This window comes from Paenibacillus terrisolis, assembly GCF_056171975.1.
Genome location: NZ_JBKFGG010000006.1, coordinates 307,848 through 333,184, shown reverse-complemented (window position 1 = coordinate 333,184; position 25,337 = coordinate 307,848). Strand labels below are relative to the sequence as shown.

The 25,337-nt window shown below is 55.8% G+C and carries 23 protein-coding genes; 2 read left to right on the top strand and 21 right to left on the bottom strand.

The genetic code is table 11. From position 1 onward, the window contains the following. Positions 1 to 60 precede the first annotated feature (60 nt). The gene (locus ACI48K_RS09230; protein ID WP_475027287.1) at positions 61 to 921 is read left to right on the top strand and encodes a hypothetical protein; all 861 of its coding nucleotides are present in this window, start codon (positions 61 to 63) and stop codon (positions 919 to 921) included. 67 nt (positions 922 to 988) lie between these two features. Here the strand turns inward: ACI48K_RS09230 and ACI48K_RS09225 are convergent, their stop codons facing one another. From ACI48K_RS09225 to ACI48K_RS09175, 11 genes are all read right to left on the bottom strand, one after another. Beyond that, positions 989 to 3,157 (bottom strand): 5'-nucleotidase C-terminal domain-containing protein, encoded by a 2,169-nt coding sequence (locus ACI48K_RS09225; protein ID WP_475027286.1) that lies wholly within the window; start codon positions 3,155 to 3,157, stop codon positions 989 to 991. Positions 3,158 to 3,382: 225 nt separating this feature from the next. After that, complete coding sequence (locus ACI48K_RS09220; protein WP_475027285.1) at positions 3,383 to 4,732, bottom strand: LLM class flavin-dependent oxidoreductase; 1,350 nt, start codon at positions 4,730 to 4,732, stop codon at positions 3,383 to 3,385. Positions 4,733 to 4,789: 57 nt separating this feature from the next. Continuing rightward, complete coding sequence (locus ACI48K_RS09215) at positions 4,790 to 5,263, bottom strand: DinB family protein (RefSeq protein ID WP_475027284.1); 474 nt, start codon at positions 5,261 to 5,263, stop codon at positions 4,790 to 4,792. 15 nt (positions 5,264 to 5,278) lie between these two features. Then, positions 5,279 to 6,439 (bottom strand): N-methyl-L-tryptophan oxidase, encoded by a 1,161-nt coding sequence (gene solA / locus ACI48K_RS09210; RefSeq protein WP_475027319.1) that lies wholly within the window; start codon positions 6,437 to 6,439, stop codon positions 5,279 to 5,281. Beyond that, a complete protein-coding gene (locus ACI48K_RS09205; RefSeq protein ID WP_475027283.1) occupies positions 6,436 to 7,653 on the bottom strand; it encodes an amidohydrolase in 1,218 nt (405 codons plus the stop codon). Before ACI48K_RS09205 ends, solA begins: the two co-directional genes overlap by 4 nt. 273 nt (positions 7,654 to 7,926) lie before the next feature. After that, positions 7,927 to 8,955, bottom strand: a complete 1,029-nt coding sequence (locus ACI48K_RS09200) for an LLM class flavin-dependent oxidoreductase (RefSeq protein WP_475027282.1) — start codon at positions 8,953 to 8,955, stop codon at positions 7,927 to 7,929. 22 nt (positions 8,956 to 8,977) lie between these two features. Beyond that, the gene (locus ACI48K_RS09195) at positions 8,978 to 9,730 is read right to left on the bottom strand and encodes an amino acid ABC transporter ATP-binding protein (protein ID WP_475027281.1); all 753 of its coding nucleotides are present in this window, start codon (positions 9,728 to 9,730) and stop codon (positions 8,978 to 8,980) included. Then, positions 9,727 to 10,437 (bottom strand): amino acid ABC transporter permease, encoded by a 711-nt coding sequence (locus tag ACI48K_RS09190; RefSeq protein ID WP_475027280.1) that lies wholly within the window; start codon positions 10,435 to 10,437, stop codon positions 9,727 to 9,729. The genes ACI48K_RS09195 and ACI48K_RS09190 overlap by 4 nt, the downstream gene beginning before the upstream one ends. Further along, entirely contained in the window at positions 10,434 to 11,219 is a 786-nt protein-coding gene (locus ACI48K_RS09185) for an amino acid ABC transporter permease (RefSeq protein ID WP_475027279.1), read from the bottom strand. Before ACI48K_RS09185 ends, ACI48K_RS09190 begins: the two co-directional genes overlap by 4 nt. A 51-nt stretch (positions 11,220 to 11,270) precedes the next feature. Next, complete coding sequence (locus tag ACI48K_RS09180) at positions 11,271 to 12,110, bottom strand: transporter substrate-binding domain-containing protein (protein ID WP_475027278.1); 840 nt, start codon at positions 12,108 to 12,110, stop codon at positions 11,271 to 11,273. Positions 12,111 to 12,261: 151 nt separating this feature from the next. After that, positions 12,262 to 13,134, bottom strand: a complete 873-nt coding sequence (locus ACI48K_RS09175) for a LysR substrate-binding domain-containing protein (protein WP_475027277.1) — start codon at positions 13,132 to 13,134, stop codon at positions 12,262 to 12,264. 241 nt (positions 13,135 to 13,375) lie between these two features. Here ACI48K_RS09175 and ACI48K_RS09170 point away from each other — a divergent pair, with 241 nt between their 5' ends. Then, a complete protein-coding gene (locus tag ACI48K_RS09170; RefSeq protein ID WP_475027276.1) occupies positions 13,376 to 13,930 on the top strand; it encodes a GNAT family N-acetyltransferase in 555 nt (184 codons plus the stop codon). Positions 13,931 to 13,971: 41 nt separating this feature from the next. Here ACI48K_RS09170 and ACI48K_RS09165 read toward each other — a convergent pair whose 3' ends face one another. From ACI48K_RS09165 to ACI48K_RS09120, 10 genes are all read right to left on the bottom strand, one after another. Further along, positions 13,972 to 14,595 (bottom strand): nucleotidyltransferase family protein, encoded by a 624-nt coding sequence (locus ACI48K_RS09165; protein ID WP_475027275.1) that lies wholly within the window; start codon positions 14,593 to 14,595, stop codon positions 13,972 to 13,974. After that, positions 14,588 to 15,712 carry an XdhC family protein gene (locus ACI48K_RS09160; RefSeq protein WP_475027274.1) on the bottom strand — a complete coding sequence of 375 codons (1,125 nt, stop codon included), beginning with the start codon at positions 15,710 to 15,712 and terminating at the stop codon, positions 14,588 to 14,590. The genes ACI48K_RS09165 and ACI48K_RS09160 overlap by 8 nt, the downstream gene beginning before the upstream one ends. A gap of 32 nt (positions 15,713 to 15,744) precedes the next feature. Then, the gene (locus ACI48K_RS09155; protein ID WP_475027273.1) at positions 15,745 to 17,991 is read right to left on the bottom strand and encodes a xanthine dehydrogenase family protein molybdopterin-binding subunit; all 2,247 of its coding nucleotides are present in this window, start codon (positions 17,989 to 17,991) and stop codon (positions 15,745 to 15,747) included. Beyond that, positions 17,988 to 18,473, bottom strand: a complete 486-nt coding sequence (locus ACI48K_RS09150; RefSeq protein WP_475027272.1) for a (2Fe-2S)-binding protein — start codon at positions 18,471 to 18,473, stop codon at positions 17,988 to 17,990. Before ACI48K_RS09150 ends, ACI48K_RS09155 begins: the two co-directional genes overlap by 4 nt. A gap of 23 nt (positions 18,474 to 18,496) precedes the next feature. Further along, positions 18,497 to 19,456 (bottom strand): type 2 periplasmic-binding domain-containing protein, encoded by a 960-nt coding sequence (locus ACI48K_RS09145; protein ID WP_475027271.1) that lies wholly within the window; start codon positions 19,454 to 19,456, stop codon positions 18,497 to 18,499. A gap of 20 nt (positions 19,457 to 19,476) precedes the next feature. Next, complete coding sequence (locus ACI48K_RS09140; protein WP_475027270.1) at positions 19,477 to 20,322, bottom strand: FAD binding domain-containing protein; 846 nt, start codon at positions 20,320 to 20,322, stop codon at positions 19,477 to 19,479. 522 nt (positions 20,323 to 20,844) lie between these two features. Then, entirely contained in the window at positions 20,845 to 21,156 is a 312-nt protein-coding gene (locus ACI48K_RS09135; protein WP_475027269.1) for a 2Fe-2S iron-sulfur cluster-binding protein, read from the bottom strand. A gap of 25 nt (positions 21,157 to 21,181) precedes the next feature. After that, entirely contained in the window at positions 21,182 to 22,885 is a 1,704-nt protein-coding gene (locus tag ACI48K_RS09130) for an FAD-binding protein (protein ID WP_475027268.1), read from the bottom strand. A 34-nt stretch (positions 22,886 to 22,919) separates the two neighbouring features. Further along, complete coding sequence (locus ACI48K_RS09125; protein ID WP_475027267.1) at positions 22,920 to 23,696, bottom strand: LamB/YcsF family protein; 777 nt, start codon at positions 23,694 to 23,696, stop codon at positions 22,920 to 22,922. A gap of 197 nt (positions 23,697 to 23,893) precedes the next feature. Continuing rightward, positions 23,894 to 25,321: a UbiD family decarboxylase gene (locus tag ACI48K_RS09120; RefSeq protein ID WP_475027266.1), complete on the bottom strand. Its 1,428-nt coding sequence runs from the start codon at positions 25,319 to 25,321 to the stop codon at positions 23,894 to 23,896. Between the last annotated feature and the right edge of the window lie 16 nt (positions 25,322 to 25,337).

The window sequence follows — 25,337 nt, the reverse complement described above, 5'->3', positions numbered from 1 at the left end:
AGGACATATGTCCTCGGCAAAATTTAAACTTATGGAATCTTTTTCCGATGATAAAGATGAATGGTTTTTAATCAGTTTGCCGCAAACGGCAAGGAAGGTGAATTAGCAATGCGCATCTCCTCAAGCGGATCCTCCGCGGCTCGCTTCAAAGTGAATGCGGCCGTTGAACGACCGGGTGGTTCTTCCGGACAAAACGTTGTGCATAACCGTGAGGCCGAGAACAAAAACGGACCGCAAAAAAACACTTTTCAAAAACAGTCCAAAGCGGGTAATTATATCGATTCCCTGCTGAAACAAAAACAAAATATTATGGACAGCAAGAATAGCTTTATCCAGAGGAACGCCGAAAAGGGAATTGATTTCGACTCTATGAAAGACCAATTGGAAAGCTATGATGATCAATTGAAAGCGATCGATAAGCAAATTTCCGATATCCTGTTTCAGGAACGTCATAAAAAGCTGGGCGTGGAGCAGGATGACAAGGAAACTTCCGATCATTACGACCTTCAGCCTGTCTCCGAACAAGAAGCCCAAAACAAACAATTCGGAAATATCCTTGACTTGGACAGCGATATTTCACAAATGCGTACGGTTGCGTCCATCAAAAACAAGATGACCGGAGAAGCCAAGGCAATAACCACGGAAATCAAGCTTGACGGTGCAAGAGGCTCGGATTACAAACGAAATCGGCTCTCCGAACTGAATGACAAGATTTCCGATATCGGCGCTAAGTTAGGAAAAGAGCTGGAGACGATCGGGGACAAGCTGCATAACTCGAATACTCAGGCCGGCGGGACGATTTCCGAAGAGACTGCGGAAACGGCTGGCCAATATGCTTCGCAAATTACCGCTTACAAGGATATTCAAAAAAACGCGACCGAGCCGCAAGAGAAAACGCGGGTTATAGAAAAACGGGTGTAAAACACATGATGCCGATTCCGCTCCAGGGCGAAATCGGCATCGCTGTTTTTAAAGGGAAGTTGCAAATTTAGTTCAAGGCTGCGAGCAGCAGCAGGACGATGTCGCTGCGCGTCGCTATCGCATCGGCCGAAAGGCCCGCCGTATCGGCGGCTGAACCGGTCGCCGCGGAAATAGCCGCGGCCGCCTGAGCTACCGTCAATGTCGCGTTCGGCTCAAAATTCTGATCCGTATATTCGTTCAGGAAGCCTGCCGCTTTAAGAGAAGCTACGGATGGCAGTGCCCACGCCGGAATGCTCTCTTCGTCCGCAAAACCGGTTGCCGCTGCGGAAGCCGGAAGAGCAAACGCACGGCTGGCCATAACCGCAAATTCAGCGCGTGTCACTTGCTTGCTAGGCCGGAAAGTTCCGTCTTCAAACCCTTTTACGATACCCAGTGAGGCTGCTTGCCCAATCGCGGCCGCATTAGGATCGCCCGCAATGTCGCTAAATACGGCTTCCGTGCCGCTTGGCGAAGGGTTCCCGACGGCGTTGGAACCGCCCGCATCCGCCGGAAGAGTAGCTCCCTTCAAATCGGTAATACGGCCTTCGGTGCTGATATCCACCGTTCCTGTTTGTTCCAGATACGCATTGAAAACCTCGTAATCGACCAGATTGAGCTCATAGAAACGGCCGTCGTTTTTGGCCTCTTTCATGGAAGCGTAGAAGTCGCCGCCGTCCGCCATATAAGAATTGGTGGCGACGATATAATAAGCGTTTGGATCGATGTCGGTGTAGCTGCCGTCCTTGTTTTCGATCTGCACCTTAACGATGCGGTGTCCATCCTGTTTTCTTTGGCCGGACACGGCGTCGATCACTTCCGGCTGTTTGGTCGAGTCGTAATAGAAACGCAAACCGGAAACCTGCGGGAAGCGCCCTTCGCCGCTTTCAATACCGCTGACGCCGTTTTCGAGCGCGGCGGTAATTTCTTTCCCGGTCATTTTAAGCGCGGTCAAATTGTTGCCGAACGGCATCGTCGTCAGCAAATCGCCAAGCGTAATGTCGCCCGCGCCGATGGTTGCGCGAATGCCGCCGCCGTTTTGGATCGTCACATAGGCCTTGGCGTCCGGCTCGCTCACGATGCTCATCACTTTGGCCCGCATGCCGTCGGCGACGAGATCACCAAGGTTGGTTTCCTGCTTGCGAACGTTATCCCGTTCGCCGACAAGCTCCACCTTGGATTCCCCAATGACGGTTTTCTTCAGCTCTTCGAGCGGTTTGGCGTATTCCGCTTGTTTGGCTGCGGCTGCGGCATCGCTTTTGATCACGAAATTGCCGGCGGCATCCTTGTCGTCGAGCTCAATCAGCTTGTCTTTCCAACCGGTGAGCACGCCGTCTTCGTTAAACGTTACATCCAGTTGGCCAAGATGCCCGTCATATTCGCCGGTCTGCACAATCAGAGTAGGTTCCTTATCGGGGTGATGCACTTCAGCGTCATCGAGCTGCGTATGCGAGTGGCCGCCGACAATGATGTCGATCCCTTCCACCGCGTCGGCGAGCTTTTGATCGACCGTATACCCGAGATGCGTCAAAGCGATGATTTTGTTGATTCCCTTGGCTTTCAAGACGTCAACCTGTTTCTGGGCGCTTGTAATTTCATCCGCGAATTTGATGTTTTTGCCCGGAGAAGACAGGACCGAGGATTCAGGAGTCGTAAGGCCGATGATTCCGACTTTTTCCCCGCCGATTTCTTTGATCACCGAAGGATAAATCTGCCCCGATTGTCCTGGTTCGCCGATATCCCCATGCGCCATGCCGCTTAAGGACAGCTCGGTGCTAAAATCAAGGTTGGCACTCACAAACGGAAATTTGGCTTGCTTCACGAATTCCGCCAACGTGCCGGGACCCTTGTCGAATTCATGGTTGCCAAACGTCATTGCGTCATATCCCAGCAGGTTCATGAAATACAGATCGGCCAGCCCGTTGTACTGGTTGAAATAAAGCGTCCCCGAAAAAACATCGCCCGCGTCAAGCAGCAGCGTGCTGTCGTTCTCCGCCTCTTTGACTGCCGTCACGCGCCGTGCGATGTTGTCCAAATGGGCGTGCGTATCGTTAGTATGCAGAATACGCAGTTCAAATTTCGCCGAAGCGCCGGCGCTATCCGCCGCATTAACCGTTCCGGCGGCTGCTCCCGGAACCACCCCGATAGCCACAATTGCGGCGGCAAGAAGCCTGCCTAGTGATTTTTTGGTCAAAACCATGAATGCAATTCCTCCTCTTCTCCTCTTTGAATTTTGAAGATTTAAATCTACTCTATTAAAATATAAATTTAATAGACGGCAATGTAAATATTTTCTATTATGCAGTTTATATTTAAGTATAAATGGCAATTGTCCGTAAAAAGTTAATGGAACGTATGCGCAATATGAAAAAACCACCTGCTTGCAGGTGGCCTTGTTCAAATCATATTAAAAGCGCTGCTTGGGTCAGGCGTGAGCCGCAGCGGCATTGCCGCTGTTTTTGGCTTTCGCGTACCGGTTCTCCGGAACGGCGAGCCCCAGGTTGCCGCGCAACGTGTCACTCTCGTATTCCGTCCGGAATAGGCCGCGCTCCTGCAAAATAGGCACTACCAGGTCGACGAATTCCTCAAGCCCGCTTGGCACGGCCGCAGCGATCATGAAACCGTCCGCCGCTTCCCCCTCGAACCATTCTTGAATCCGGTCGGCAATCTGGCCGGGAGTCCCGATAAACGCGCTGCGGGGCGTCGCCGATTGCAGAGCCACCTGCCGAAGGGTCAGTCCCTTTTCCTTCGCATCCCGTTTGATTTTGTCGGTACCGCTTTGAAAGCTGTTTTTCCCTAGGTCGCCGATATCCGGGAACGCCTCATCCAGCGGATACTGCGAGAAATCATGATGCTCGAAAAACCGGCCGAGATAATTCAGGGCGTTTTCGATGGTGACCAGCGAGGCCGCCTCCTGATATTTGCGCTCCGCTTCCTCCACGGTGCGGCCGATGATCGGACCGATGCCAGGGAAAATAAGCACGTCGTCCGGACTTCTCCCGAAGGAAACGGCTCTCTCCTTCACGTCGCGATAGAACTCGGCCGCCTCTTCCAGCGTCTCCTGTCCGGTAAACACGGCATCGGCTTCTTTGGCGGCATAGTTTTTGCCGACCTCCGACGAGCCCGCCTGGAAAATCACCGGCTGCCCCTGCTTGGAGCGGGCGATGTTCAACGGACCCTTGACGGAGAAAAACTCGCCTTCATGGTTTAGCGTATGCAATTTGCCCGGGTCGAAAAAGACGCCGGATTCCTTGTCTCGCACAAACGCGCCGTCCTCCCAGGAATCCCATAATCCGCGCGTGACCTCAAGATATTCGGTGGCGATGCGGTATCTTTTGTCGTGGTCCGGATGTTCTTTTTTGCCGTAATTTAACGCAGAGCCTTCGAGCGGCGAAGTGACGATGTTCCAGCCGGCACGTCCGCCGCTGATCACGTCCAGCGACCCGAACTGCCGGGCCACCGTAAACGGCTCGCTGTAGGAGGTGGACAAGGTCCCGACCAGACCGATCCGGGAGCTGACTCCCGCCAGTGCGCTGAGGATGGTGATCGGCTCGAAACGGTTCAAAAAATGCGGGATCGACTTTTCATTGATATAAAGGCCGTCTGCGATAAAAATCAGGTCGAGCTTGCCCGACTCCGCTTTTTGCACCCATGACTTATATACGTCAAAATTTACGCTTGCATCCGTGCGGGCTTCGGGATGTCTCCACATTGAAGTGCTTCCTCCCACCCCGTGAAGCAGCGCCCCCAGCTTTAATTGTCCTTTCTTGGCCATGTTCCGTCCTCCTCCTGTTTTCCGTTTAAAATTTTTAAAGCTCGCTTCCTGAATGATTTATACCGCCGCAGCGGCGTGTTCGTGTTTGATCCGCTCGATTTGCTTAAGATGCGTCTCGACATGCTGCGTGAACAGCTTGACGATTTCCCCGATGCTGACCGTTTCACCTTTAGCATTGACGCCGGTTTTCTCCCAATCCGCCTCGCTTAAGCGCAGGAACAAACGGCTGTTGTATTGCAGCAGTCCATAAAAAGCGTCCAGAATATCCAGAGCGTTCTCTTCATTGCTGTATTGCCCGCTGACCCAGGCATCCTGATTGAAGGCGGGCAGCCGCGCCGTCGTTCCGGCCAAAATATCGCGAATCCGGAACGAGACGACAATGCTGTGGTCGGCCAGATGCGAAAGCACCTCGGTTACGCTCCAAACCTCCGGAGCTTTCTTCCACTTCAGCCGCGCTTCGTCCAGCCCTTCGACCGCTGCTTCCAGTCGATCATACGTTTCCAAAAATGCGGCAATCCGCGCCTCACTCATTCAGATGTTCCTCCTTCATGCGTTAATGGTCCGCTTCCAACCCCCGTCAAAACGCGATAGCGCAAATGGGGCGATGTTATGCCGGGTTGTACCGCGGATCACAAGGTCCGCCAGAATTTCGCCCACCACGCTGGCGAATTTAAAGCCATGACCGGAGAAACCTCCGGCGACAATCAGCCGGTTATACAGCGGATGACGGTCAATGATGAAATCCTCATCGGGAGAATGTTCGTATTTGCAGACGGCTCCTTTCAAGAGCTTTCCGGCCGCCCCCGGAAGATATTCCTCCAAAACGCGGCGCAGATCGCCTTCGTCCGCTTCGAAGCTGCCGAATGGAGCGAGAAGTTCTCCGGGCAGCCAAGCTTCACCGCCGTCGTGGCGGCCGATCTTCAGACCCGCGCCGCCGATATCCGGAAAGCCGTAATATCCGCCTTCCGGCGTGTTCAAGGTGAAGCCGGGAAAACGTCCGGCCCGAAAGGCGGCGTCCGCCTCAAACCAGGCGACAACCTTGCGCACCGGAGTGACCGGGATCGGCAGAAACGCCGAGAAAGAAGGAAACCAGGCTCCCGCGCTTACGATCGCCGTTTGGGCGCGGAAGCTGCCGCGCCTGGTACGAACCGTGACGCCGTCTAGATCCGCCTCAATACTCTCCGCCGGAGTATGAGCGAGCAGTTTGGCCCCGTGGGACAAGGCAAGCTGCCGGTAAGCGGCGACGCCGCGTTCGCTGTACAGGTACCCCGCTTCCGGTTCATACATCGCCTCATACCGGTCCGGTATGGCAACGCCCGGCCAGCGCCTGCGGATGTCATTCGCGCCGAGCAGTTCAGCGGCCGCATGGCGTTGTCTTGCTTCCTCCACCCTCGGCGCAAACGAATACTGCTCCGGGTCCGATAGATTCAACACGCCGGAAGGAACAAGCAGTTCCTCCCCCGTGAGCTCCTCCACCTTATTCCACAGCTCATGCGCCCGCAGTGCGAGGTCGATATAAGTCGGATGCCCGGAGTACGCATGCCGGATCAAGCGGGTTTCGCCATGATGGCTGCCCTCCCGGTGGGGAGGGTTAAATGCGTCCAAAAGCAGGGTGCGAACCCCCTGTCTCGCCAGATAATACCCGGCGCTCATTCCCATGGAGCCGGCACCGACGACAATAACGTCAAAACTGTGATCCGCGGCTATAGCGGCTCACCTCCTCTGGAAGAGGCCGCTCCATCGGCGGCGGACAGACGTTCCAGCGCCCGCTCGGCCAGCAGGGTAAAGAAACGGATACTGACCGGTAACGCCGCTTCATCCAGATCAAAGGCCGGGTGATGCCATTCCCGGGTCCCGGAGGTGCCCATGAACACGAACAGACCCGGCAGCTGCCGCTGGTACACGGCAAAATCCTCGCCTGCCGGAGACGGAACCGGCGTCACCGCCCGGTACCCCGCGGCGGCAGCCGTTTCTTCGCCGAGCCGGGCTAGCGCCTCGTCGTTATCGACCGGCGGAGGTCCGGCGATCCAGCGCACGTGCGCCGCCGTGCCAAAAGCGGCGGCGGTATGCTCCGCCACCTGGGCAAACCGCTCGAGAACGCGAACCCGTACGTTCTCGTCAAAAGTGCGGATCGTTCCCTCCAGCACCGCCTTGTCGGGAACGACATTCCATGCGGTGCCGCCGTGAAACTTCGTCACACTGACGACCGCGCTCTCCAGCGAGCCGACATTTCGGCTCACGATCGATTGCAGCGCCGTGACGATGTGGGACGCCGCCACAATCGGGTCGAGCCCGGCTTCGGGCACGGCCGCGTGCGAGCCTTTGCCGTCGACCTCGACGACAAACCCGTCGGCCGCGGCCATAAGCGGGCCGCTCTTAATACCGATCGTGCCAACGGGCAAGTCCGGTTTATTGTGCATCCCGAAAATGGCCGACACGCCCGTCAGCGCGCCGCTGTCCAGGACCTGCTGGGCTCCCTTCGCTTTTTCCTCGGCCGGCTGGAAGATCAAACGAACGGTCCCTTTCAGCTCCCGCTCCCTCCGTTTCAGCTCAAATGCCGTCCCAAGCAGAGCCGCGGTATGAAAATCATGCCCGCAGGCATGCATTTTGCCGGGAACCAGCGAAGCGTAGGGCAGTCCGGTTTCCTCCTGCACCGGAAGCGCGTCGATGTCGGCGCGCAGGGCGATCACCGGCCCTTCCTGAATGCCGCCAACCTCGGCGATAAGGCCGGTCTGCAGCGGAAAATCGGCCGACCGAATCCGCACGCCCGCCTCCTCCAATCGGGCGCGGATATAACGCGTCGTCTCGAATTCCTCCCCCGACAGCTCCGGGTACTGGTGCAGATGGCGGCGGAATCCGATAAATCGTTCAAAATCGATATCATTTAATCCGGCCGATGTCTCTACTGATGGAGTTGACATCCTGTTGCCTCCTTCCTGAAGCTGAAACCATCCCTAGCCTGTTGAAAAACTCACAAAAATATATAAGGGGAAAAAATGCCGCTATTGGGGCGATACCCCTTTGCGTAAAATAGAGGACATGGAAGGCGCTATTTTCTCGAAGCGCCGGGAAATGGCCGCTTTTTACAGCGTTTGCCCAAAAATAAGGTCTAAAAATTCCCCTATTAACGAGGAACACGCTGGAATTCGGCTAATAAGACCCTAATGTGCCGCTATTTTCTGACTTATATAGATTCACGCAAATCGCGCCTTGGCGGCAGGTACCTCGGCCAAGGCTTCGCTCAGCAGTTCAAAGGAACGAAGCCGTTTGGCGAACGGGTTGATGTTGCTGGTAAAGATAAATTCGTCCACGCCGTAAGCCTCCTGTAGCTGCAGCAGCTTGGCCCGCACCGTTTCCTTGGTGCCTCTTACGATGGAAGGCTCCTGCTCGGAAATCGTATACGGCTCCTTCGCCTGCCGCGTGAACTCTTCGGCCTGCTCCTGCGTGGCGACGGTTAGCGTCTTTCCGCTAGCCAGGCGGATTTTCACCAGCTTATAGCCGACAGCCAGCTCTTTGGCCTCCTCTTCCGAATCCGCCACGACGACGGCCAGCGCCACAATAATCTGTGGTTTCGATCCTCCGGCGGGCACGAAAGCCCCTCGATATGCCCGTACCGCAGCCAAGGCTTCCTCTTCATCTCCGTTGATGAATAAGGAAAACACATACGGCAGGCCCATTCCGGCGGCGATTTCCGCGCTGGCCGCGCTCGCGCCAAGCACGTAAAGCTCCGGAGCCGCCGAAGGCACCGGCGTCGCTCTAAGACCTTTCAGCGGATGCTCTTCTTCCAGCTCATTTCGTAAAAATTGTCGCAGCTCTACGATTTTGTCCGTTAAGGAAGCCGGATCGGGACCTCCTCTTTGCAGCGCTTGGGTGCTGCGCGGCAGCCCGCCCGGCGCGCGTCCGACGCCAAGGTCCACCCTTTCGGGGGCCAGCGAAGCCAGCACATGGAAATTTTCCGCCACTTTAAATGGACTGTAATGCTGCAGCATAATGCCTCCCGAGCCGATCCGGATCGTATTCGTTTTGGCCAGCAGGAACGAGATCAGCACTTCCGGCGAAGAACCGGCCACATGGTCGGAATCGTGATGCTCCGAGACCCAGAATCTGCGAAAGCCGAGTTCCTCCGACTTTTGCGCCAGCTCCACCGTATGTGCGAGGGCCTCCTCCGCGGTCTCTCCGGGATAAATCGGGCTTTGGTCCAAAATGCTGATCGTAATCGCCATGGGTTTCATCCTCCTTCTCGATTTAAATGCTGTAATTGAATTCCGGCGTAATCCGCTTCAAAAACTGACGCGTCCGCTCTTCTTTTGGATGCTGGAACAGCTCATTCGGGGTTCCCTCTTCTACAATGACGCCCCCGTCCATAAAGACGACGCGGCTCGCCACGTCCCGGGCAAAGCCCATTTCATGCGTCACCACGATCATCGTAATGCCCTCCGCGGCGATTTTGCGGATGACCTCCAGTACCTCGCCGACCAGTTCGGGATCCAGCGCCGACGTCGGTTCGTCGAATAAAATCACCTCCGGCTCCAGCGCCAACGCCCTGGCGATGCCCACCCGCTGCTGCTGACCGCCGGACAACTGGCTTGGATAAGCGTCCAGCTTGGCGCCAAGCCCTACCTTCTCCAGGAGGGCGACGCTGCGCTGCCGCGCTTCTTCTTTGGGCAGCTTTTTAACGACAACCAGCCCCTCCATCACATTTTCCAGTGCCGTTTTGTGACGGAACAGGTTGTACTGCTGGAACACCATCGCCGATTTTTGCCGCAGTTCGTGGATTTCCTTTTTCCCCGCATGCCGGTAGTTAACGCGGTATCCGCCGATATCGATCTCGCCGCCGCTGGGCTTTTCCAGGACGTTGACGCAGCGCAGCAGCGTCGTTTTTCCGGAGCCGCTAGGTCCTAGGATGACGACGACCTCTCCCTTGTTCACGGTAAGGTCGATATTTTTCAGCACCTGATTTCGGCCGAAGGATTTACTGATATTGGTCAGTTGGATCATGCTACCCCACCCCGATTGTACAGATTGATACGCTTCTCGATCACGCCGGTCGCCCGTTCAATAAGCAGCGTAAGTCCCCAGAAGATCAGCGCCGCCGCGACATAAGCTTCGAAAAACTTCCAATTCGTCGAGGCGACGATTTGTGCCTTGGCGTTGATATCCACCACAGAGACGGTAAACGCAAGCGTGGAGCCGTGCAGCATCCCGATGACCGAGTTGGACAAGTTCGGCACGCTGACCGCCAGAGCTTGAGGAAATACGATCCGGCGCAGCGCCTGCGGCGTCGTCATGCCCACCGAATATGCCGCCTCCAGCTGTCCGCGGTCCACTGCGAGCAGCCCGGAGCGAATGACCTCCGACATATAGGCGCCCGCGGTAATCGAAAACGAAATAAACGCAAAGCCGATCATCGGAATGGACGACGATTTGAATCCGAGATCAAATTGCCCGGATACCGCGTCAATGATCATCGGCAATCCGAAATAGATCAGCAGCAGGTGCGTCAACATCGGCGTTCCGCGGATAAAAGTCACGTAGGAGGTTGCGATTTGCCCAAATACGGGCACCTTGTATATTCGGGACAGCGCGACGATAAGACCGATGATAAACCCGGCCAGCACGGAAACGGCCGTAATCGCGAGTGTTGTCGGAATCGCCGGAAGGATTTGCAGAAACGCCTTCCAGATGAATGAAGGATCGATTTTCACAGCTCTGCGCCTCCCTTTCCTGAGCCAAGCCCGGCAATGAGCTGCCGGTATGAACGAACGCGTTCCAGCTTAATGCTCCGTTTTTCGGCTCCGCTTGCCTGTTCATGCCGGTTTAACCGGCGTTCTGCGGCAAGCAGCAGCTTTTCGAGCGTGAAGCTCACGGCCAAATAAATCAACGCAAGCGAAATATAAGCTTCCACGAAGTGCTGGGTCAGCGTGCCTAGCGTCTGGGCCTTGCCGGTCATCTCCATTACGCCAAGCGAAAAGGCGAGCGAAGTATCCTTCAGCAGCGCAATCACCAGATTGGAGAACACCGGTACGGCAATGGCCATCGCCTGCGGCAAAATAATCTGCGTAAACGCCTGATATCCCGTCATTCCAACGCTGTAGGCGGCCTCCACCTGCCCCCGGTTCACGGCCGTTACGGAGGCGCGGATCGTCTCCGACATAAACGCTCCGGTATTCAGCCCGTAGGTCAAAATCACGAAAACCAGCACCGGAGCTTTCGATACGTCGATCGATACCAGCTTCAGGATTTCCGGCAAGCCGTAATAAAACAGGAAGAGCTGAATCAGGATCGGAGTTCCGCGAAAAAAAGAAACATAGATTCTCGCAAGCGTCCCAAGCACGGGGATATGGTAAAGACGGGGAAGCGCGACAAGAAATCCGACGCCGATCCCCGAGAGCAGCGACCCGGCTACGATGAGCAGCGTAATGCCCAGCGTGCTTAGCAGCTTGGGAAAATAGTCCAGTACAAACGAGAAATCAAACGGCGCTCCCACGGCGATCCCCTCCTTGTTTTGAAAAATGGGCTGTACTTCAAAGAGTCCGTTCTATTTGGCCGAATCCTCGGTAAAGTCGGAGCCCAGCCACTCCTTGCTCAATTCGCCCAGGGTCCCGTCCGCTTTCAGTTCCTTGATCACGCCGTCGATGGTGTCGGCCAGCTTTTGCTCTTCGGGATCATCCTTGCGGAATACGAACAAAATGTCCGCGGCGGATAAATCGTCACCCGTTGTTTTAAGCTCTCCGGTCGGATCGATCAGAGGAAGCGAGAAGTCGGCTCCCAGCGTGGCGTCCACGCGTCCTGACGTAATCTGGCTTACCGTATCGTTCGCCGCGCCGCTTTGGTACACGATTTGAATGGCATTGTCATGCTCCTTGTTGTAGTTCTCCAGGATTTGGGCTTCGGCGCTGGTGGCCCCGGTGAGCACCTTTTTGCCTTTCAAATCGTCCAGCGATTGGATCGAGTTGTCGTCTTTATCGACAATGATCTTGTTTCTCCAGTGCGCATAAGGCTCTTTATTAAAGAGGTATTTTTGTTCTCTTTCCGGGTTCTTTTCCATTTCGTGAGCGACGAAGTCGATCTTTTTCGTTTCCAGACTGAGCAGCAGATTGGAGAACTCCTGCGTCTGCAGCTCAAATTCGTATTGCGGCAAACGTTTATCGATTTCCCGGACCAATTCCACGTCAAAGCCGGTCAGCTTGCCGTTTTCGTCAATAAAGCAAACCTTTGGAAAAGCGGTGCCCGTGCCAACGACGATTTTTTTGACGGTTTCGCTTTCGTCAGCTCCGGCGGCGGTTGCGGTAGGCTCCGATGCACTTTTGTCCGAACCGCAAGCCGCAATCACCCCCGTTAACAAAATGGTGAACAAAATAGCTGCTGGTTTTCTCATAACCTGCCTCCCCCTTCCAGGTACCGTGTCCAATACACTGATAATACCCATCGATTTAGTAAGATTTTATTGGTTATAAAGATACCGTGATTTTTGTCACACGTCTAATAGACTTTTTCTATTCGTTCATGCATTTTTCCGATGCGTCCGCTTAGAGTTGCCCGCCCAGTTCCAAAAGCGACTGAACCACACCCGTATGTTCTCCATTTAAAGCAATGAGGTTGGTCTGCAGGGAGATCCCGGCCGTCTCCGCGATGTCCACGGGAATCAACTCTCCTTCCTCCGTTTCCTGGCGGGCGCTGACCCCCGGCAAAAAGGCGATTCCCGAGCGGCCAAGCACCAGCTTCTTCGCCGTCTCCGAATTGTCGACATGGAAAACGATGTTCGGAGGATAGTCCAGACTCTCAAATACCCGGTGGATCCGCATCCAGTCCAGTGAACCGCATTCGAAGAAAATGAGCGTCTCCCTCCTGATATCGCGAATGGAGACCGATCCCGAACCGGCAAGCGGGTGTCCTTTATAAACGTAAAGACGAATCGGATCATCCAGAAACGAGTATGATTGGAAAGCCGGATTGATCAGCTTACGAACGAAGGCGATATCAATCTCTTTGGATATCAGCTTGTTCGCGAGCTCATCCGTGGATGCCGTGGTCAGCTTGAAGGTCATGCCCGGATACTTGCGGCTCAGCGCCACGAGCAGCCTCGGCATTAAATAATTCGATACGGACAGCGTACTGCCGATCCGAAGCTCGCCGGGCAGCGATTCGTTGGAATGGATCTGGTGCTTCCCTTTTTGGAAGGAATGAAGGATTTGATTGGCATAAGGAAGAAAAAGCTTCCCCTGATTGGTCAGATGAATCTGTTTCCCGAGTCTGTCGAACAGCCGGCAGTCGAGCTCGCGCTCCAGCGATTGAATGCGTGCGGTGACCGTCGGCTGCGAGAGAAACAAAACATCCGCCGCTTTGTTGAAGCTGCCGTAATGGTTGATGTACACGAATGCTTCTATATTTTCGATGTTCATAAGAATGACCCCACTTCTTTAATTTATTATTCCAATATGCAAACTAGGTTTTACGGTTGGCGAATTTGCTTAAATTATCATTTATCTTAGAAATGACCTTCTCGATTGTCAACGGTTAATTCGGATAGATTTTCTCTATTCGGCAATAAAATTTTATAATTTCTATAGGAATAATATGATTTTAGCATTATACTTAGTTTCAATCCATTTGAATTTAGGGAAAAGGAGTGAAAGCTGCGGAATGTCGACTCAGAAAATTACTATTCGGGATGCGCTTGACCATGAACGGGAAAAGATCGCGGAAGTGATGCTGGAAGCCTACGGACAATATGAAAACAGCCTTTCTCAGGAGTTGTGGACGCAGTACAGGAACTCCATCTACGCTTCCGCATTCGAAGGCGCTCCTTTCGCCCGGATCGTGGCTGAACTGGGGGGCCGGATCGTAGGCAGCGCCCAGCTGTTCAGAACGTCGACGGAAGCCTACGGCAACCCGGACCTCGATTTTAATGTTCCTTTCCTTCGGCTGCTGGCCGTCTCGCCGCACGCCCGCGGCAAAGGGATCGCGACCCTGCTGATTCTGGAAGCGGGAAAACGGTCGCTGGCTTTGGGAGAAACCGCACTTCACCTCCACACCTCCGACATGATGACCTCGGCCGTTAAGCTTTACGAGAAACTGGGGTTCGAGCGGTCCTTTGAAACCGATACCCACAATGGGGACCACCACGTCAAAGGGTTTAAGCTGAATTTACTGAATTTTGACCGGCTGTCTCCTTCGCTGCAAAAACAATCCTCTTAAGTTTATTTACCCCATTAACAAACGATGCCGACCCGCATGACTCATGCGAAATCGGCATCGTTTGTTTTTATTTTCTCCGCATAATTCCGATATTCTTCGGGCGTATCAATATCCGTCGGCGCACCGCTTGGGCTGTCGACATGTACGATGCGGTTCTTATGCTCCAGAAGCAGTTGCTTGGCACCCACATCTCCCGAAAGCGCCTGAAGCTCGGGAAAAAGAGCTTCCGCGAACAAGACGGGATGCGCCGGACGATCGGCATAACGCGCCTGCACAATCCACGCGCCTGCTTCTTCGAAGGTTTCCGCGATTCTCCGAATCATTTCCGGTGAAATCTCGGGTTGATCCCCGAGCAGCACCATAATCGCCTGCGGCGAGTGCCGCGAAGCCAGCTGCTGCACGCCGGCGGCCAGGGACGCCCCCAATCCGAGCCGGGAACGATCCGTTTCCAGCCATTCCACCGGCAGATCGGCGAGATGTTCCTTGCCAAGCGGTCCCTCCTGCGCGGCAATGACCGCTACCCGGCAATTTCCCGCTGCCAGAGCCTGGTGTACCGTTTGCTTTAGCAGGCTGCCTTTTGGCGCAGGGAGAAGCAGCTTTGGTTCTCCCATTCTTGCCGACGCTCCGGCGGCCAGAACCAGCGCCCAGACCCGATGATCAGACATGACAGTTTACCCCTGGATCGGCAGACGCAAGCTTCGGCGCGGCTTTATGGCTCGTAGCGTGCAGCCCTTTGCGGTTGCGCAGCGAACCGCCGGATTTGCCGCTGCGGCAAGCCGTCATTTCCGCCAAAATACTCATGGCGATCTCCTGCGGAGTTTCGGCGCCGATGTCGAGTCCAACGGGAGAATACAGCTTTTCCCGAAGCTCATCCCCAAGCGGCCTGCCTTCGGCAGCCATATACTCCATAATCCGCTCCAGCCGGTATTTGGAGCCAACCAACCCCAGATAGGCCACATCGCTCGTCAACAGCTTCATCACCGCCTCGCGGTCCAAATCCAGATTATGCGTCATCACCACGACATATTTGCCTTTAACGTCCACCTGTTCAAAACCCAGGCGGGGAATAATCAGGAGATCGTCCGCGTCCGCAAAACGGCTTCTGCTGGCTCTTTCGGTCGCGTGATACACGATGCTGACGCGCCACTGCAGCATCTTGGCCATACCGCTAAGCAAACGCGCATCCTCCCCGACGCCAATGATGACCAATTCCGGAGACGGCGTAATTTCTTCCGCAAATAACTCCAGCTTAACGTCATTTTGCGTTTCGTACAGCCGGCCCGCGGTACGGCCTTCGCCGAGCAGGCCCGTATCCGCGCCGCTTGGCCGAACCCAGCGCGTGCCGAGGGGATACGCGGCCGGATCGGATGAAGCGATGATGGTGACCGCTTCGTACGTTTCCCTTGTCTTTGCACGCTGAAGCAAATCGCCCAGAATCCGGCCCGCCTCCAAAGGAGCACGCACGGGATCGAACGCTTCAAGCCACACAGTGATCGCTCCGTTGCAGCCCAGCCCGATCCCCCACACATCGTCCTCGCCCACACGGAAATCGTAAAACAACTTGCTCGGCGAGCCGGTCCGAAGCACTTCCCGGGCATGCTCGCGAAGATCCTCTTCGATGCAGCCGCCGCTTAAAATGCCCGTAACCTCGCCATCTTCATGGATGACGCAGCGGGCGCCTTCCCGGCGGTACGCGGAACCGTCCACCTCGATGACGGCGGCGATGACGCAGGCTTTCCCCGCCGCTTGGGCGGAGAGCAAAATTTGGCTGATTTCATCCATATCAGAGTCATCTCCAGTTTTTTCGAAGCGATTTATTCGGAACGTTGGAGCGATCTCCAGACTCGTTCCGCCGATAGCGGCAGGTTATAGCCGCGCCGCCCCGTTGCATGGGCGATCGCATTCGCGATGGCGCCGGGCACGGGGTCAAGCGCAACCTCACCCAGCGATTTGGCGCCAAGCGGTCCATGGGGATCGGATTCCTGGATAAAAAACACCTCAATCGGCGGAATGTCCTTGGCCCCCGGCATCCGGTAATCCATCATGGAAGGGTTAAGCACCTTCCCTTCCCGGACTTGAAAGTCTTCCATCGTTACCCACCCGATGCCCTGCGCTACGGCTCCAAGCACTTGCCCCTTGGCCATCGTCTCGTGAATGATCGTTCCCGAGTCATGCACGGCCCAATAGCCCACGACTTTGGTTCTTCCGGTATCCGGATCGACTTCCACTTCCGCAACATGCGCCGCAAATGGATAGTTCGGCGAAGGGTGTCCGAAATAGGACGCATCCGGCAGTTCCGTATCCGGTACATAGGTTTCCTTGACCATCAGCCCTTCTCCGGCGTGACGAGCGCGGTACCAGGCCGATACCTCGCCAAGCGGATAGGGTTGATCTTTCAGAACGACGATCCCGTCTTTAAAGACGGCTCCCTCGCCAAGCACCTGCTCCGACAGCCGCTCAATGTCCCGTTTCAGGGCCTCCGCCGCTTTTTGCACGGCGTTGCCGCCCATGACGGTGCTGCGGGAGGCCAGCGTCCCGATCCCAAACGGATAACGTCCGGTATCTCCGGATTTGACCGTGATGTCCTGCTCGGGAATGCCCAGCACTCGGCTTGCGATTCGTGCATAAGAGAGTGTCATGCCTTGGCCAAGCTCGATTTCTCCGGTTTCTACCTCGATGCGGCCGTCCTGCTGCAAACGGATCACCGCTGTCGAACCATCGAAGCGGGGATCGATCGCGCGGAACCCGGACACGTGATTCGCCACAGCAAGTCCCAATCCGCGAAAAGGAGGAAGTTCGTTTCTCCGGCTCCATCCTGACAGTTCCTTCACCTTTTCGATGCAGGCTTCGAGCTGGCAGGTATCCAGGCGATAGCCGTGAATCGTAGTATCGCCCGCATGGACGATGTTTTTCAGCCGCAGTTCGGCCGGATCCATGCCAAGCTCCAGCGCGATTTCATCAATGACGCTTTCGACGGCAAACAGCATCTCCGCATTCCCGAAGCCGCGCATGCACGTCGTGGGGCTGTTATTGGTGTAGCACAAATACCCGGTTGACTTCACGTTCCGGAAGTGATAAATATTGTCCGCCCGGGTACAGGCCGTAGCGATGACATTGGGGCTCCAATAGACCCTGGCCCCGGCGTCGGCGTATACCGTCAAATCTTTATACAAAAAACGCCCTTCCGCGTCCGCCCCGATCTCGATGTCAAACGTCAGCGGAACGCGGGGATGCGCCGTAATCATGTCTTCATAGCGGTCCAGGATCATTTTGACATGCCGTCCGGTCGCCATAGCCAGCGCCGCCGCGATGACGTGGACCTTCAGCACGTATTTGGCGCCGAAGGAACCCCCTATCGGCGGCACGATAATGCGCACTTTATCCTCAGGCAGGCCAAAGCCGGCCGCATAGGTCTCCCTTGCCCGGTATGGGATATGGGACGGGGCCCAGATCGTGATCCCCTCTTCCTCCGACCAGCTGGCAATGGCTCCTACCGGCTCCAAGTGCCCTTGATAAATCCGGTTCGAATGATAGCGCCCGCCTTTTACGACGGCGGCCTCGCTTTTGACGCTTTCCGTATCGCCTCGCGCAACAGCAACTTTCATCGGCCGGTTGAACGGCACATCTTCATGAAGCAGCGGAGCGTCCGGCAGCATGGCTTCCTCCGGGTCGAATACGCCGGGAAGCGGCTCGAAGTCGACCTCGATCAAGGCGAGCGCCTGGTCCGCCGCTTCTTTGCTCTCGGCTGCGACCGCCACGATTTCGTCCCCGATGAACAGCGCCCGATCCCCGGCCAGGATATTCCAGTCCTTGAATTTGGTCGGTCCGTAAGGGAACCGGGGCAAATCCGCCGCCGTAATGACGGCAACGACGCCCTCGACTTCCCGCGCTTTATCCACCCCGATCCGGGTAATCCGGGCATGCGCGTAAGGGCTGCGGTAAACGGCGCCGATCAGCTGACCGGGAAAATTCAAATCATGCAAATAACGCGTTTCTCCGACTAGCTTGGTTTTCAGATCCAACGGAGATTTCGTCTTTTGGGCGGTTTCGCTCAGGCTCATCGCAAGGCTCCTCTCGTTTCCAGGACCTGCTTGGCCGCCTGGATGATGCCCAGGTAACCGGTGCAGCGGCACAGATTATTTTTAAGCGCGGCCCCCAAATCTCCATCGAACAATCCGGGATTTTGCATCCACGCCCAGGTCGTAATCATGACGCCCGGCGTGCAGAAGCCGCATTGGACCCCGCCGTTGTCCTGCATGGACTGTACGAGGGCCTGGAATTCGGGGTCCCGGGACAGTCCTTCAATCGTTTCGACCTGTTCTCCTTGGACGGAGGCGGCGGGAATCAGGCAGGAGACCACCGGCTGGCCGTTCAGAAGCACGGTGCAGGCTCCGCATTCACCGGTCCGGCAGCCGATTTTGGTGCCGGTCAAGCCTTGTCCCTCACGGATGACATCGGCCAAGGATACGGCCCCGTCACCTTTCCAAACGACCTCTTGTCCGTTAATTGTCAATGAAATCGGATCGTGATGTCCGCCATTCATTTGTTACGCACCTCTTCCTACGCTTATGTGTCCAGTACCGACGAATGGAAGACTTCTTCCGGCGAAAAGCCGCGTTTCAGCAGCCCGTCTTCCTGCAAATACGTGATGAACTTGCTGATCTGCGGCCAGTTCTTGGCCACGCCGTACGGCCAAAGATCGCCGTTCATCAGGCTCGCCGAACGTTCGGCGGATTCCCAAATAAACGGATCGGATGTCGAATTACGGATCGTTTCCAACAGTCCGGATATGCTTTCGTTTTTGAGTTCAAGCAGCGTCTCGTATACCTGTTTGGGCAGCTCGGGATGTTGGGAAACCGTGTCCGCCTTAACTGAAACCAGGTGCATGATCGGGAAAATTCCCGTTCGTCCGAAATATTCCCGCTCCGCGTTCCATACATCGGGAATCAACCGGCGGATAACGCCGCCTTTGCCCGAAGCCGGGAACAGCTTGGCCGGAGGCCGCCGAGCCGACATGATCGCATCGACTTTGCCCTCGGCCAGAGCCGCGAAAATATCGCCCTCGGTCAGGGTGGCGGGGATATCCACCGGAACGCGTTCCGGGCGGAAAGTAAACCATTCGATGTCTCCGCTTCCAATGCCCCATTCATGCCGGAACATCCCCCGCACCCATACAGCCGCCGTCATTTGGAATTCGGGGAAACCAAAACGTTTTCCCTTCAGCTCCACGGGATGCGTCCACGGACTGTCCGAACGGACATAAATCGCGTTATGCCGGAAGGAACGCGACAGAAAAGCGGGAATTGCCGTGAGGCGCGCGTCCTCTCCACCTTTGGCGATTAAATAGGAAGCCAGCGAAAGCTCGGAAACATCGTATTCCGCTTGTGAAATCTGCTTCAGGAAAATGTCCTCAATCGTATCCTGGCGAATCTCAAGCTCAAACCCGGAGAGCTCGCACGAGCCGGTAAGCAGCTTCAACGTCCGGTCGCTCTCCGACATGGCCAGCGTCAGTTTTTTCGCAGTCATAGGTCCGTTATCCCCCTTCGTTACAATTGCGCAAGCAAAGCTTGAGCCGCCCGTTTGACGTAAGTCCCGGCCATGGCGCGCCGGTAATTCGCGCTCGCCCGGACGTCCGAGATCGGGGCACTGCGGTTCGCATACAGACCGGCAAGCCGCTCCAGCTTATCCGGACTTGGCGTTCCGCTCCATAATCGCTCTTCTTCCTTATTCAGCACGAAAGGCTTCGGAGAAGCCGCCCCGACGGCCGCGGTGGCCCAATCGATATGCTCCCGGTTTCCCTGCAGCACAAGCGCGACGGAAACAATGGAGATATCGGTGGCGGCGCGCTGGTCATGCCGAAGAAAAATCTGCGGCAGCTCCAGCATCCGCGCCGGTATAAACAGCGACGTTATGATTTCTCGTTCGTGCAGTCCATTGGTTTTCGGGCCGGTGATGAATTCTCCGATCGGCACGCTTCTTTTCCCGCCCGCTCCGTCCAGCCTCACTTCCGCTTGGTACGCGGTCAGCGGTACGACCATGTCCGCCGCCGGGGAGGCGTTAGCGACATTGCCGCCCAGCGAAGCCCGGTTCTGGATTTGCCAACCGCCGACGATTCGGGCGGCCTGCTGCAGAGCCGGAACAATGCCGAATGTATCGCTCCCCCAGATCTCCGCGGCCGTCACCGCTGCGCCGATCTCCAGGCCGTCCTCGGTACGGACGGTTTTCTTCAGCTCGGGTATGCGCCGGACGTCCAGCCAGTCGGTGCGTGCCGTTTCATATTGTTTTCTTTGCCCGTTTACGAACAAGTCGGTTCCCCCGCAAACAATACGGGGGTTATGATCCTGAAGCAACTCAAGCGCCTCGGACAAGCCGCGTGGCTGAAGCCAGGCCATAATAGCGCCTCCTTAAAATTTTATGGAGCTTAGCATCCATGATTTTACTTCGCAATAAAATTCGCTTCGTAAGCATGAGTCTAATTTTATGAGCGTCACTTATGATGAATCAGCCTCGAATAAAATTGCTTCGTAAGCATCCGCTTAGTTTTATAAGCATCACTTTTATTGGCTCAACCTAGAAATCAGTCTTGACGGGACTGATCAGCGAGGAATCGTCTTCCTTTTTCGGCTAACGAACCGTAGAGCTCTTATTTGCCTTTAAAGACAGTGTTTCATGTTCTAACGGACCCAGGAATCCTTATTCGCCCCAAAACAGCACCGTATGCGCGGTCTCGGGTCAAATAAGGACTGTGGAGTCCGTTACATTTCCCAAGCGTTTGATTTTGCCAAAATAACGTCATTACGATTCGTTAGAAGATGGAAGGTGAAACGATCGTTGACGTTCTCAGACGTTCTCAGACGTTCTCAGCATCTTCGCAGCCATGCGAAATGTTCTTCCGATCACCGGCGCCATCCCCGCTATTCCAGCGCGGAAGCCAAATCTTTGATCCACGGCCGGCCGCTCAGCGGCTCAACGCGAACCTCGCTGCCCGGTACGGCGCGAATGCTGCATAGGTAACCCGCCTTGCCGTCCACGATGGCGGCGCATTCCTTGCATGCGTTGGCCGAGCGGCAGGAATACCGCACCGAAAAGGACGGGTCCTTATGTTCCCTGATCCAAAACACAGCGTCCAGCAGACTCATTCCTTCCACATAGGGAACTTCAAATTTCTCCCAGGATGCTCCGCTGTCGGCATCGCCGCGAACTACGTTTAAGGTCACTAATGACATGCTTACCGTCTCCTTTCTCCGCTATCTACTCGTTAGTGTGGGCAGGCATTGGAATCGCGTCCACGATCCATCGGCCGGATTCATCCAGCGCGTAGCCGTAGCTTACCGGCTGGCCAAGCGTTTCCTCGTAATCCAAGCGCACATGCGCCCCCCGCGTTTCTTTGCGTTCCAGCGCTCCCAAAATAATCGCTTCTCCGACCTTAAGCAGATAGGCCGCTTCCAATTTTTCGATCAGCGTTAAGGCGAATTTATCGGAAAAGGCCAAAGAAATTTGCCCGAGTTCTTCCTTCAACACCTGTATTTCCTTAAGCGACGCGGTTAATCCCTTTTCCGTTCTAAGCGGTCCCGCGCCCTGCCACAGCACATGCTGAATCTTGCGTTTAAAAGCTTGAAGCGATACGGTATCCTTCTTCACCAGAACCGGATGCCAAAACCGTTCAAGACGAGCGAACTCATTCTCAAACGCTTTTCTAACGGCGGCCTCGTTCGTCTCGCCCCGCTCCCGGGCCGCCGTCTCCCCGGCAATACGCCCGGTGACCAGCGCCTCGGTTATCGCGTTTCCGGACAAACGATTCGCGCCGTGCATGCCGTAGATCAGCTCGCCTGCGGCGAGCAGACCGGGCACGCGCGTCCGCATCCCATCGTCCACGCGCACGCCGCCCAGCATAAAATGCGCCATCGGCGCCACTTCCACCAAATCCCGGGTCAAATCAAGGCCCTGATTCAGCAGGATCGGGATCACCGGCCCAAACGCTTCTTTCAGCTTATCCTCGGGCACCATGCGGAAATCAAGATACGCACCGCCATGGGGCGTACCCCGGCCGGCCTCGACTTCCCGGAAAATCGCCAGCGAGGTTTGATCGCGGGCAGCGGTATATTTACCGGCAACCTCGCCGTTATACTTATCCATAAATTCTTCTTCCAGGCCGTTAAGCAGCCGTCCGCCCAGCTTGTAGCGGAAAGGATCCCACATGACCGGGTCGATCCCGACCAGAGGCGGATACAGATGCCCGATCGGGAAAAACTGCACCATCTCCATATCCCGCACTTCAGCTCCCGCTTCAGCGGCCAGAACAAAACCGTCGCCGGTCATATTGGCCGAGGCGCTGTTTCGCTCGAATACCTCGGTCAGGCCCCCTGTCGCCAAAATGACGGATGCAGCGGAAATGCTAACGGGACGGTATTGTTCCATCTCGAATCCGGTAACTCCGACCGCCCGCCCCTGATCCACCACGATTTTGGTGATCATGACGTTTTTGAGGCGCCGAACCTTTTCGTCCTTCCACAGCGCTTTCCGCAGCCCGGCCGAGGTCGCGCCGCCGGTATTCAAAACATCGACATAGACGCAGCGTGCCTTGGAATGTCCAGGAGCAAAGGTCTGCGACCGTTTGCCTTCCGCCGTTCTAGCCCATTTCACGCCGTAGCGCTCCACTTCCAGAATAACCTCCGGCGCTTTTTCGACAATGGCCCTGACAATGGCCGGATCCGCCAGCCCACGGCTGCCCTTCATCGTATCCTCAAAATGAATTTCGGTATTGTCCTCCTCGGCTTCGCCCAATGCGACGGCGACCGTCATTTGAGCCAGTATGGTCGCTCCTCCCCGGCCGATCAAGCTTTTATCCGTCAAAATCACACTGGCTCCCGCATCGGCCGCAGCCCGGGCCGCCATCATTCCGGCCGCCCCGGAGCCGATCACTACTACGTCGCACTGCAAATGCAATGATTCCATCCCGCTGTCTCCTCTCAAGGTCGTCCTTTATGAATTAAGACGCTTCAAAGCTTTTTCCCGCCGATTGGACGACGATTCCCGCCTCAGTCAAGGCGTTTCGGATTTTGCCCGCGAACTCGACGGCATGAACGCCATCCCCGTGAACGCAGATCGTATCGGCCTGTATAAGAACGTCGGCTTTTTGCTGCGACAATACCTTGCCTTCCGCGACCATCCGAATGACCTGCGCTACGGACTTGCTTTCGTCCGTAATCAAGGCATCGGATTGCCTGCGCGGCGTCAATGAACCGTCGGATTGATACGTCCGGTCGGAGAATACTTCGCTGGCCGTCCTTAGTCCGGTCTTGTTCCCGGCCTTGATCAGTTCGCTGCCGGCAAGACCGAATAAAATCAGTTCCGGGTCGACGGCGTAAACGGCTTCGGCGATCGCTTCCGCCAGCCCGGCATTCCGAGCCGCCATATTGTATAGGGAACCGTGCGCCTTGACGTGCTGCAGCTTGGCTCCTTGCGCCCGCACGAATCCCCAAAGAGACCCGATCTGGTAAACCGTCAAGTCATACGCTTCCTGCGGAGAGATGTCCATATCCCGCCGTCCGAAGCCGACCAAATCCTGCAATCCGGGATGAGCGCCAACGGCCACCCCTTGCTCCAGCGCCCGTTTGACCGTCTGACGCATCGTTGCCGGATCCCCGCCATGAAAACCGCAGGCGATATTCGCCGAGGTGACATGTTTCAAAACCTCGGCATCCCTTCCCAGCTTGTAAGCGCCAAAACTTTCGCCCATATCGCAATTCAAATCCACAACACTCATCTTTGATCCGCCTTTCGTTGATAAGCTGATGATTTCATCTCACATCTCAACATCCGATGAAACGTTAATCCGCTGCCGTACCCTCTAGCCTGAATCCGAAACAAGCCAGCCTCAAACCTTCCGAAAGACTCGCCCGTGAGGGTCCGTCTGCCGTAACGTTTGAGGCTATATGTCCATAACGCGCCGCAACGCTTAGATTACAGCTGCCACTTGGCTTTTTCGTCCGCGTTCAATTCCCGCAATGCCGCGAGATCGGCAAGCTCCACTTTGTCTCTTGGAACGACGGCCCGTTTCGGGAACACGACCGGCGGAGCCGGTTTGGTTGCATCCACAACCACCGCGCTGGACATTCTCGGCGTGTTTTTTCCTTCGGCATTATACTCCCAGTTCGTCGGCAGCAGCCCGCCCGGCCCGTTCCACTTCGGAATTACGAGCAAATCCCGTTCCGCGTCGAAGCGGGTACCGATGGCCCAAGCCACTTCTTCCCCCTTGAACACGTCGATATCATCGTCCACGACGACGATATGGCGCAGGTTTTCAGGCTCGGTATTCAAAGCGGCAAAGGCCGCCTTCTTCACATCGGCATCTTTCTCTTTGTGAAGCGAGATATAGCAGTTCATCCGGCTGTAAAAAGGGACATTGACGGTTTTCAGGCCGGGCACGATTTTTTTGACCGTCTGGTAAATGCTTCCGGAACGAGGCACTCCGCCTACGACAAGATGCTCCCGGCCCGATGCGACGATGTCCTGGAAAATGGCGTTTTTCCGGTGCGTGATCCGGGTAATGCGAATCGTCGGTACCGAACCTCCACCGAGATAGTGTCCCGGCCATTCGCCGAAGGGTCCTTCAACCTGCTCCGTATCCGGCAGGATTTCGCCCTCCAGAATAATTTCCGCCTGCGCGGGTACAAGCAAATCCGAGGTCTCGGCCTGAACCAGTTCCAGCGCTTCGCCCATGAGCGCGCCCGCGGCTTCGTATTCGCCGCCGATGCCCTGCACCCGGGAGACAGCCCCCATCAAAAATCCGGGATGATGCCCGAGCGCGATGGCGATCGGTGCGGGTTTTCCCTGATTTTTGTACTTCTTGTAAATAAGTCCGCCATGATGAGCGCCAAGGAACCAGACGCCCATCTCGCGTTCGTTGAAAATCTGGTGGCGGTAAATGCCCGCATTGATCCGCCCGCTGTCCGGATCGCGGATGATCATGACGCCCGCAGATAAATACCGCCCGCCGTCAAGCTCGTTGTGAACGGGGATCGGAAGCTTGAACAGGTCTACGTCCGCCTCCTCCACCACGTTCTCCTTTACTGTGGCAGCCGAACGGTCAACGACTACGGGAGCAATCGGTTTTTGCAGCTTTTCGCCGTATACCCGGGGAATATCCTGAACCTCGCAGTCCAAATACAAAGCCACCCGTTCGTAGGAAGTGAGCAGGTTGGAAACGCAGGCCAGTTCCGAGCCCTGAACCTTGTTGAACAGCAGCGCCGGATAATCCCCTTTTTCAGCCAAAGCCGATGCATACGCGGTAATTCCGAAACGGGGATCCGTTTCCGCGTCAACCAGGCGTAAGCTTTGCGCATCGTATTCCGTCAATTGTCCAAGATAGCTTCTTAAATCTTTCGCCATGGTAAGAATCGCCTTC

What these genes read in the sequence shown, in the direction of transcription:
- ACI48K_RS09160 (WP_475027274.1), bottom strand. Translation starts at nt 15,712, where the DNA reads ATGGATGAAATCAGCCAAATTTTGCTCTCCGCCCAAGCGGCGGGGAAA.
- ACI48K_RS09135 (WP_475027269.1), bottom strand. Translation starts at nt 21,156, where the DNA reads ATGTCATTAGTGACCTTAAACGTAGTTCGCGGCGATGCCGACAGCGGA.
- ACI48K_RS09215 (WP_475027284.1), bottom strand. Translation starts at nt 5,263, where the DNA reads ATGAGTGAGGCGCGGATTGCCGCATTTTTGGAAACGTATGATCGACTG.
- ACI48K_RS09155 (WP_475027273.1), bottom strand. Translation starts at nt 17,991, where the DNA reads ATGAGCCTGAGCGAAACCGCCCAAAAGACGAAATCTCCGTTGGATCTG.
- ACI48K_RS09145 (WP_475027271.1), bottom strand. Translation starts at nt 19,456, where the DNA reads ATGACTGCGAAAAAACTGACGCTGGCCATGTCGGAGAGCGACCGGACG.
- ACI48K_RS09230 (WP_475027287.1), top strand. Translation starts at nt 61, where the DNA reads ATGGTTTTTAATCAGTTTGCCGCAAACGGCAAGGAAGGTGAATTAGCA.
- ACI48K_RS09220 (WP_475027285.1), bottom strand. Translation starts at nt 4,732, where the DNA reads ATGGCCAAGAAAGGACAATTAAAGCTGGGGGCGCTGCTTCACGGGGTG.
- ACI48K_RS09130 (WP_475027268.1), bottom strand. Translation starts at nt 22,885, where the DNA reads ATGGAATCATTGCATTTGCAGTGCGACGTAGTAGTGATCGGCTCCGGG.
- ACI48K_RS09180 (WP_475027278.1), bottom strand. Translation starts at nt 12,110, where the DNA reads ATGAGAAAACCAGCAGCTATTTTGTTCACCATTTTGTTAACGGGGGTG.
- ACI48K_RS09125 (WP_475027267.1), bottom strand. Translation starts at nt 23,696, where the DNA reads ATGAGTGTTGTGGATTTGAATTGCGATATGGGCGAAAGTTTTGGCGCT.
- ACI48K_RS09165 (WP_475027275.1), bottom strand. Translation starts at nt 14,595, where the DNA reads ATGTCTGATCATCGGGTCTGGGCGCTGGTTCTGGCCGCCGGAGCGTCG.
- ACI48K_RS09170 (WP_475027276.1), top strand. Translation starts at nt 13,376, where the DNA reads ATGTCGACTCAGAAAATTACTATTCGGGATGCGCTTGACCATGAACGG.
- ACI48K_RS09195 (WP_475027281.1), bottom strand. Translation starts at nt 9,730, where the DNA reads ATGATCCAACTGACCAATATCAGTAAATCCTTCGGCCGAAATCAGGTG.
- ACI48K_RS09150 (WP_475027272.1), bottom strand. Translation starts at nt 18,473, where the DNA reads ATGAATGGCGGACATCACGATCCGATTTCATTGACAATTAACGGACAA.
- ACI48K_RS09175 (WP_475027277.1), bottom strand. Translation starts at nt 13,134, where the DNA reads ATGAACATCGAAAATATAGAAGCATTCGTGTACATCAACCATTACGGC.
- ACI48K_RS09225 (WP_475027286.1), bottom strand. Translation starts at nt 3,157, where the DNA reads ATGGTTTTGACCAAAAAATCACTAGGCAGGCTTCTTGCCGCCGCAATT.
- ACI48K_RS09205 (WP_475027283.1), bottom strand. Translation starts at nt 7,653, where the DNA reads ATGTCAACTCCATCAGTAGAGACATCGGCCGGATTAAATGATATCGAT.
- ACI48K_RS09120 (WP_475027266.1), bottom strand. Translation starts at nt 25,321, where the DNA reads ATGGCGAAAGATTTAAGAAGCTATCTTGGACAATTGACGGAATACGAT.
- ACI48K_RS09200 (WP_475027282.1), bottom strand. Translation starts at nt 8,955, where the DNA reads ATGGCGATTACGATCAGCATTTTGGACCAAAGCCCGATTTATCCCGGA.
- ACI48K_RS09140 (WP_475027270.1), bottom strand. Translation starts at nt 20,322, where the DNA reads ATGGCCTGGCTTCAGCCACGCGGCTTGTCCGAGGCGCTTGAGTTGCTT.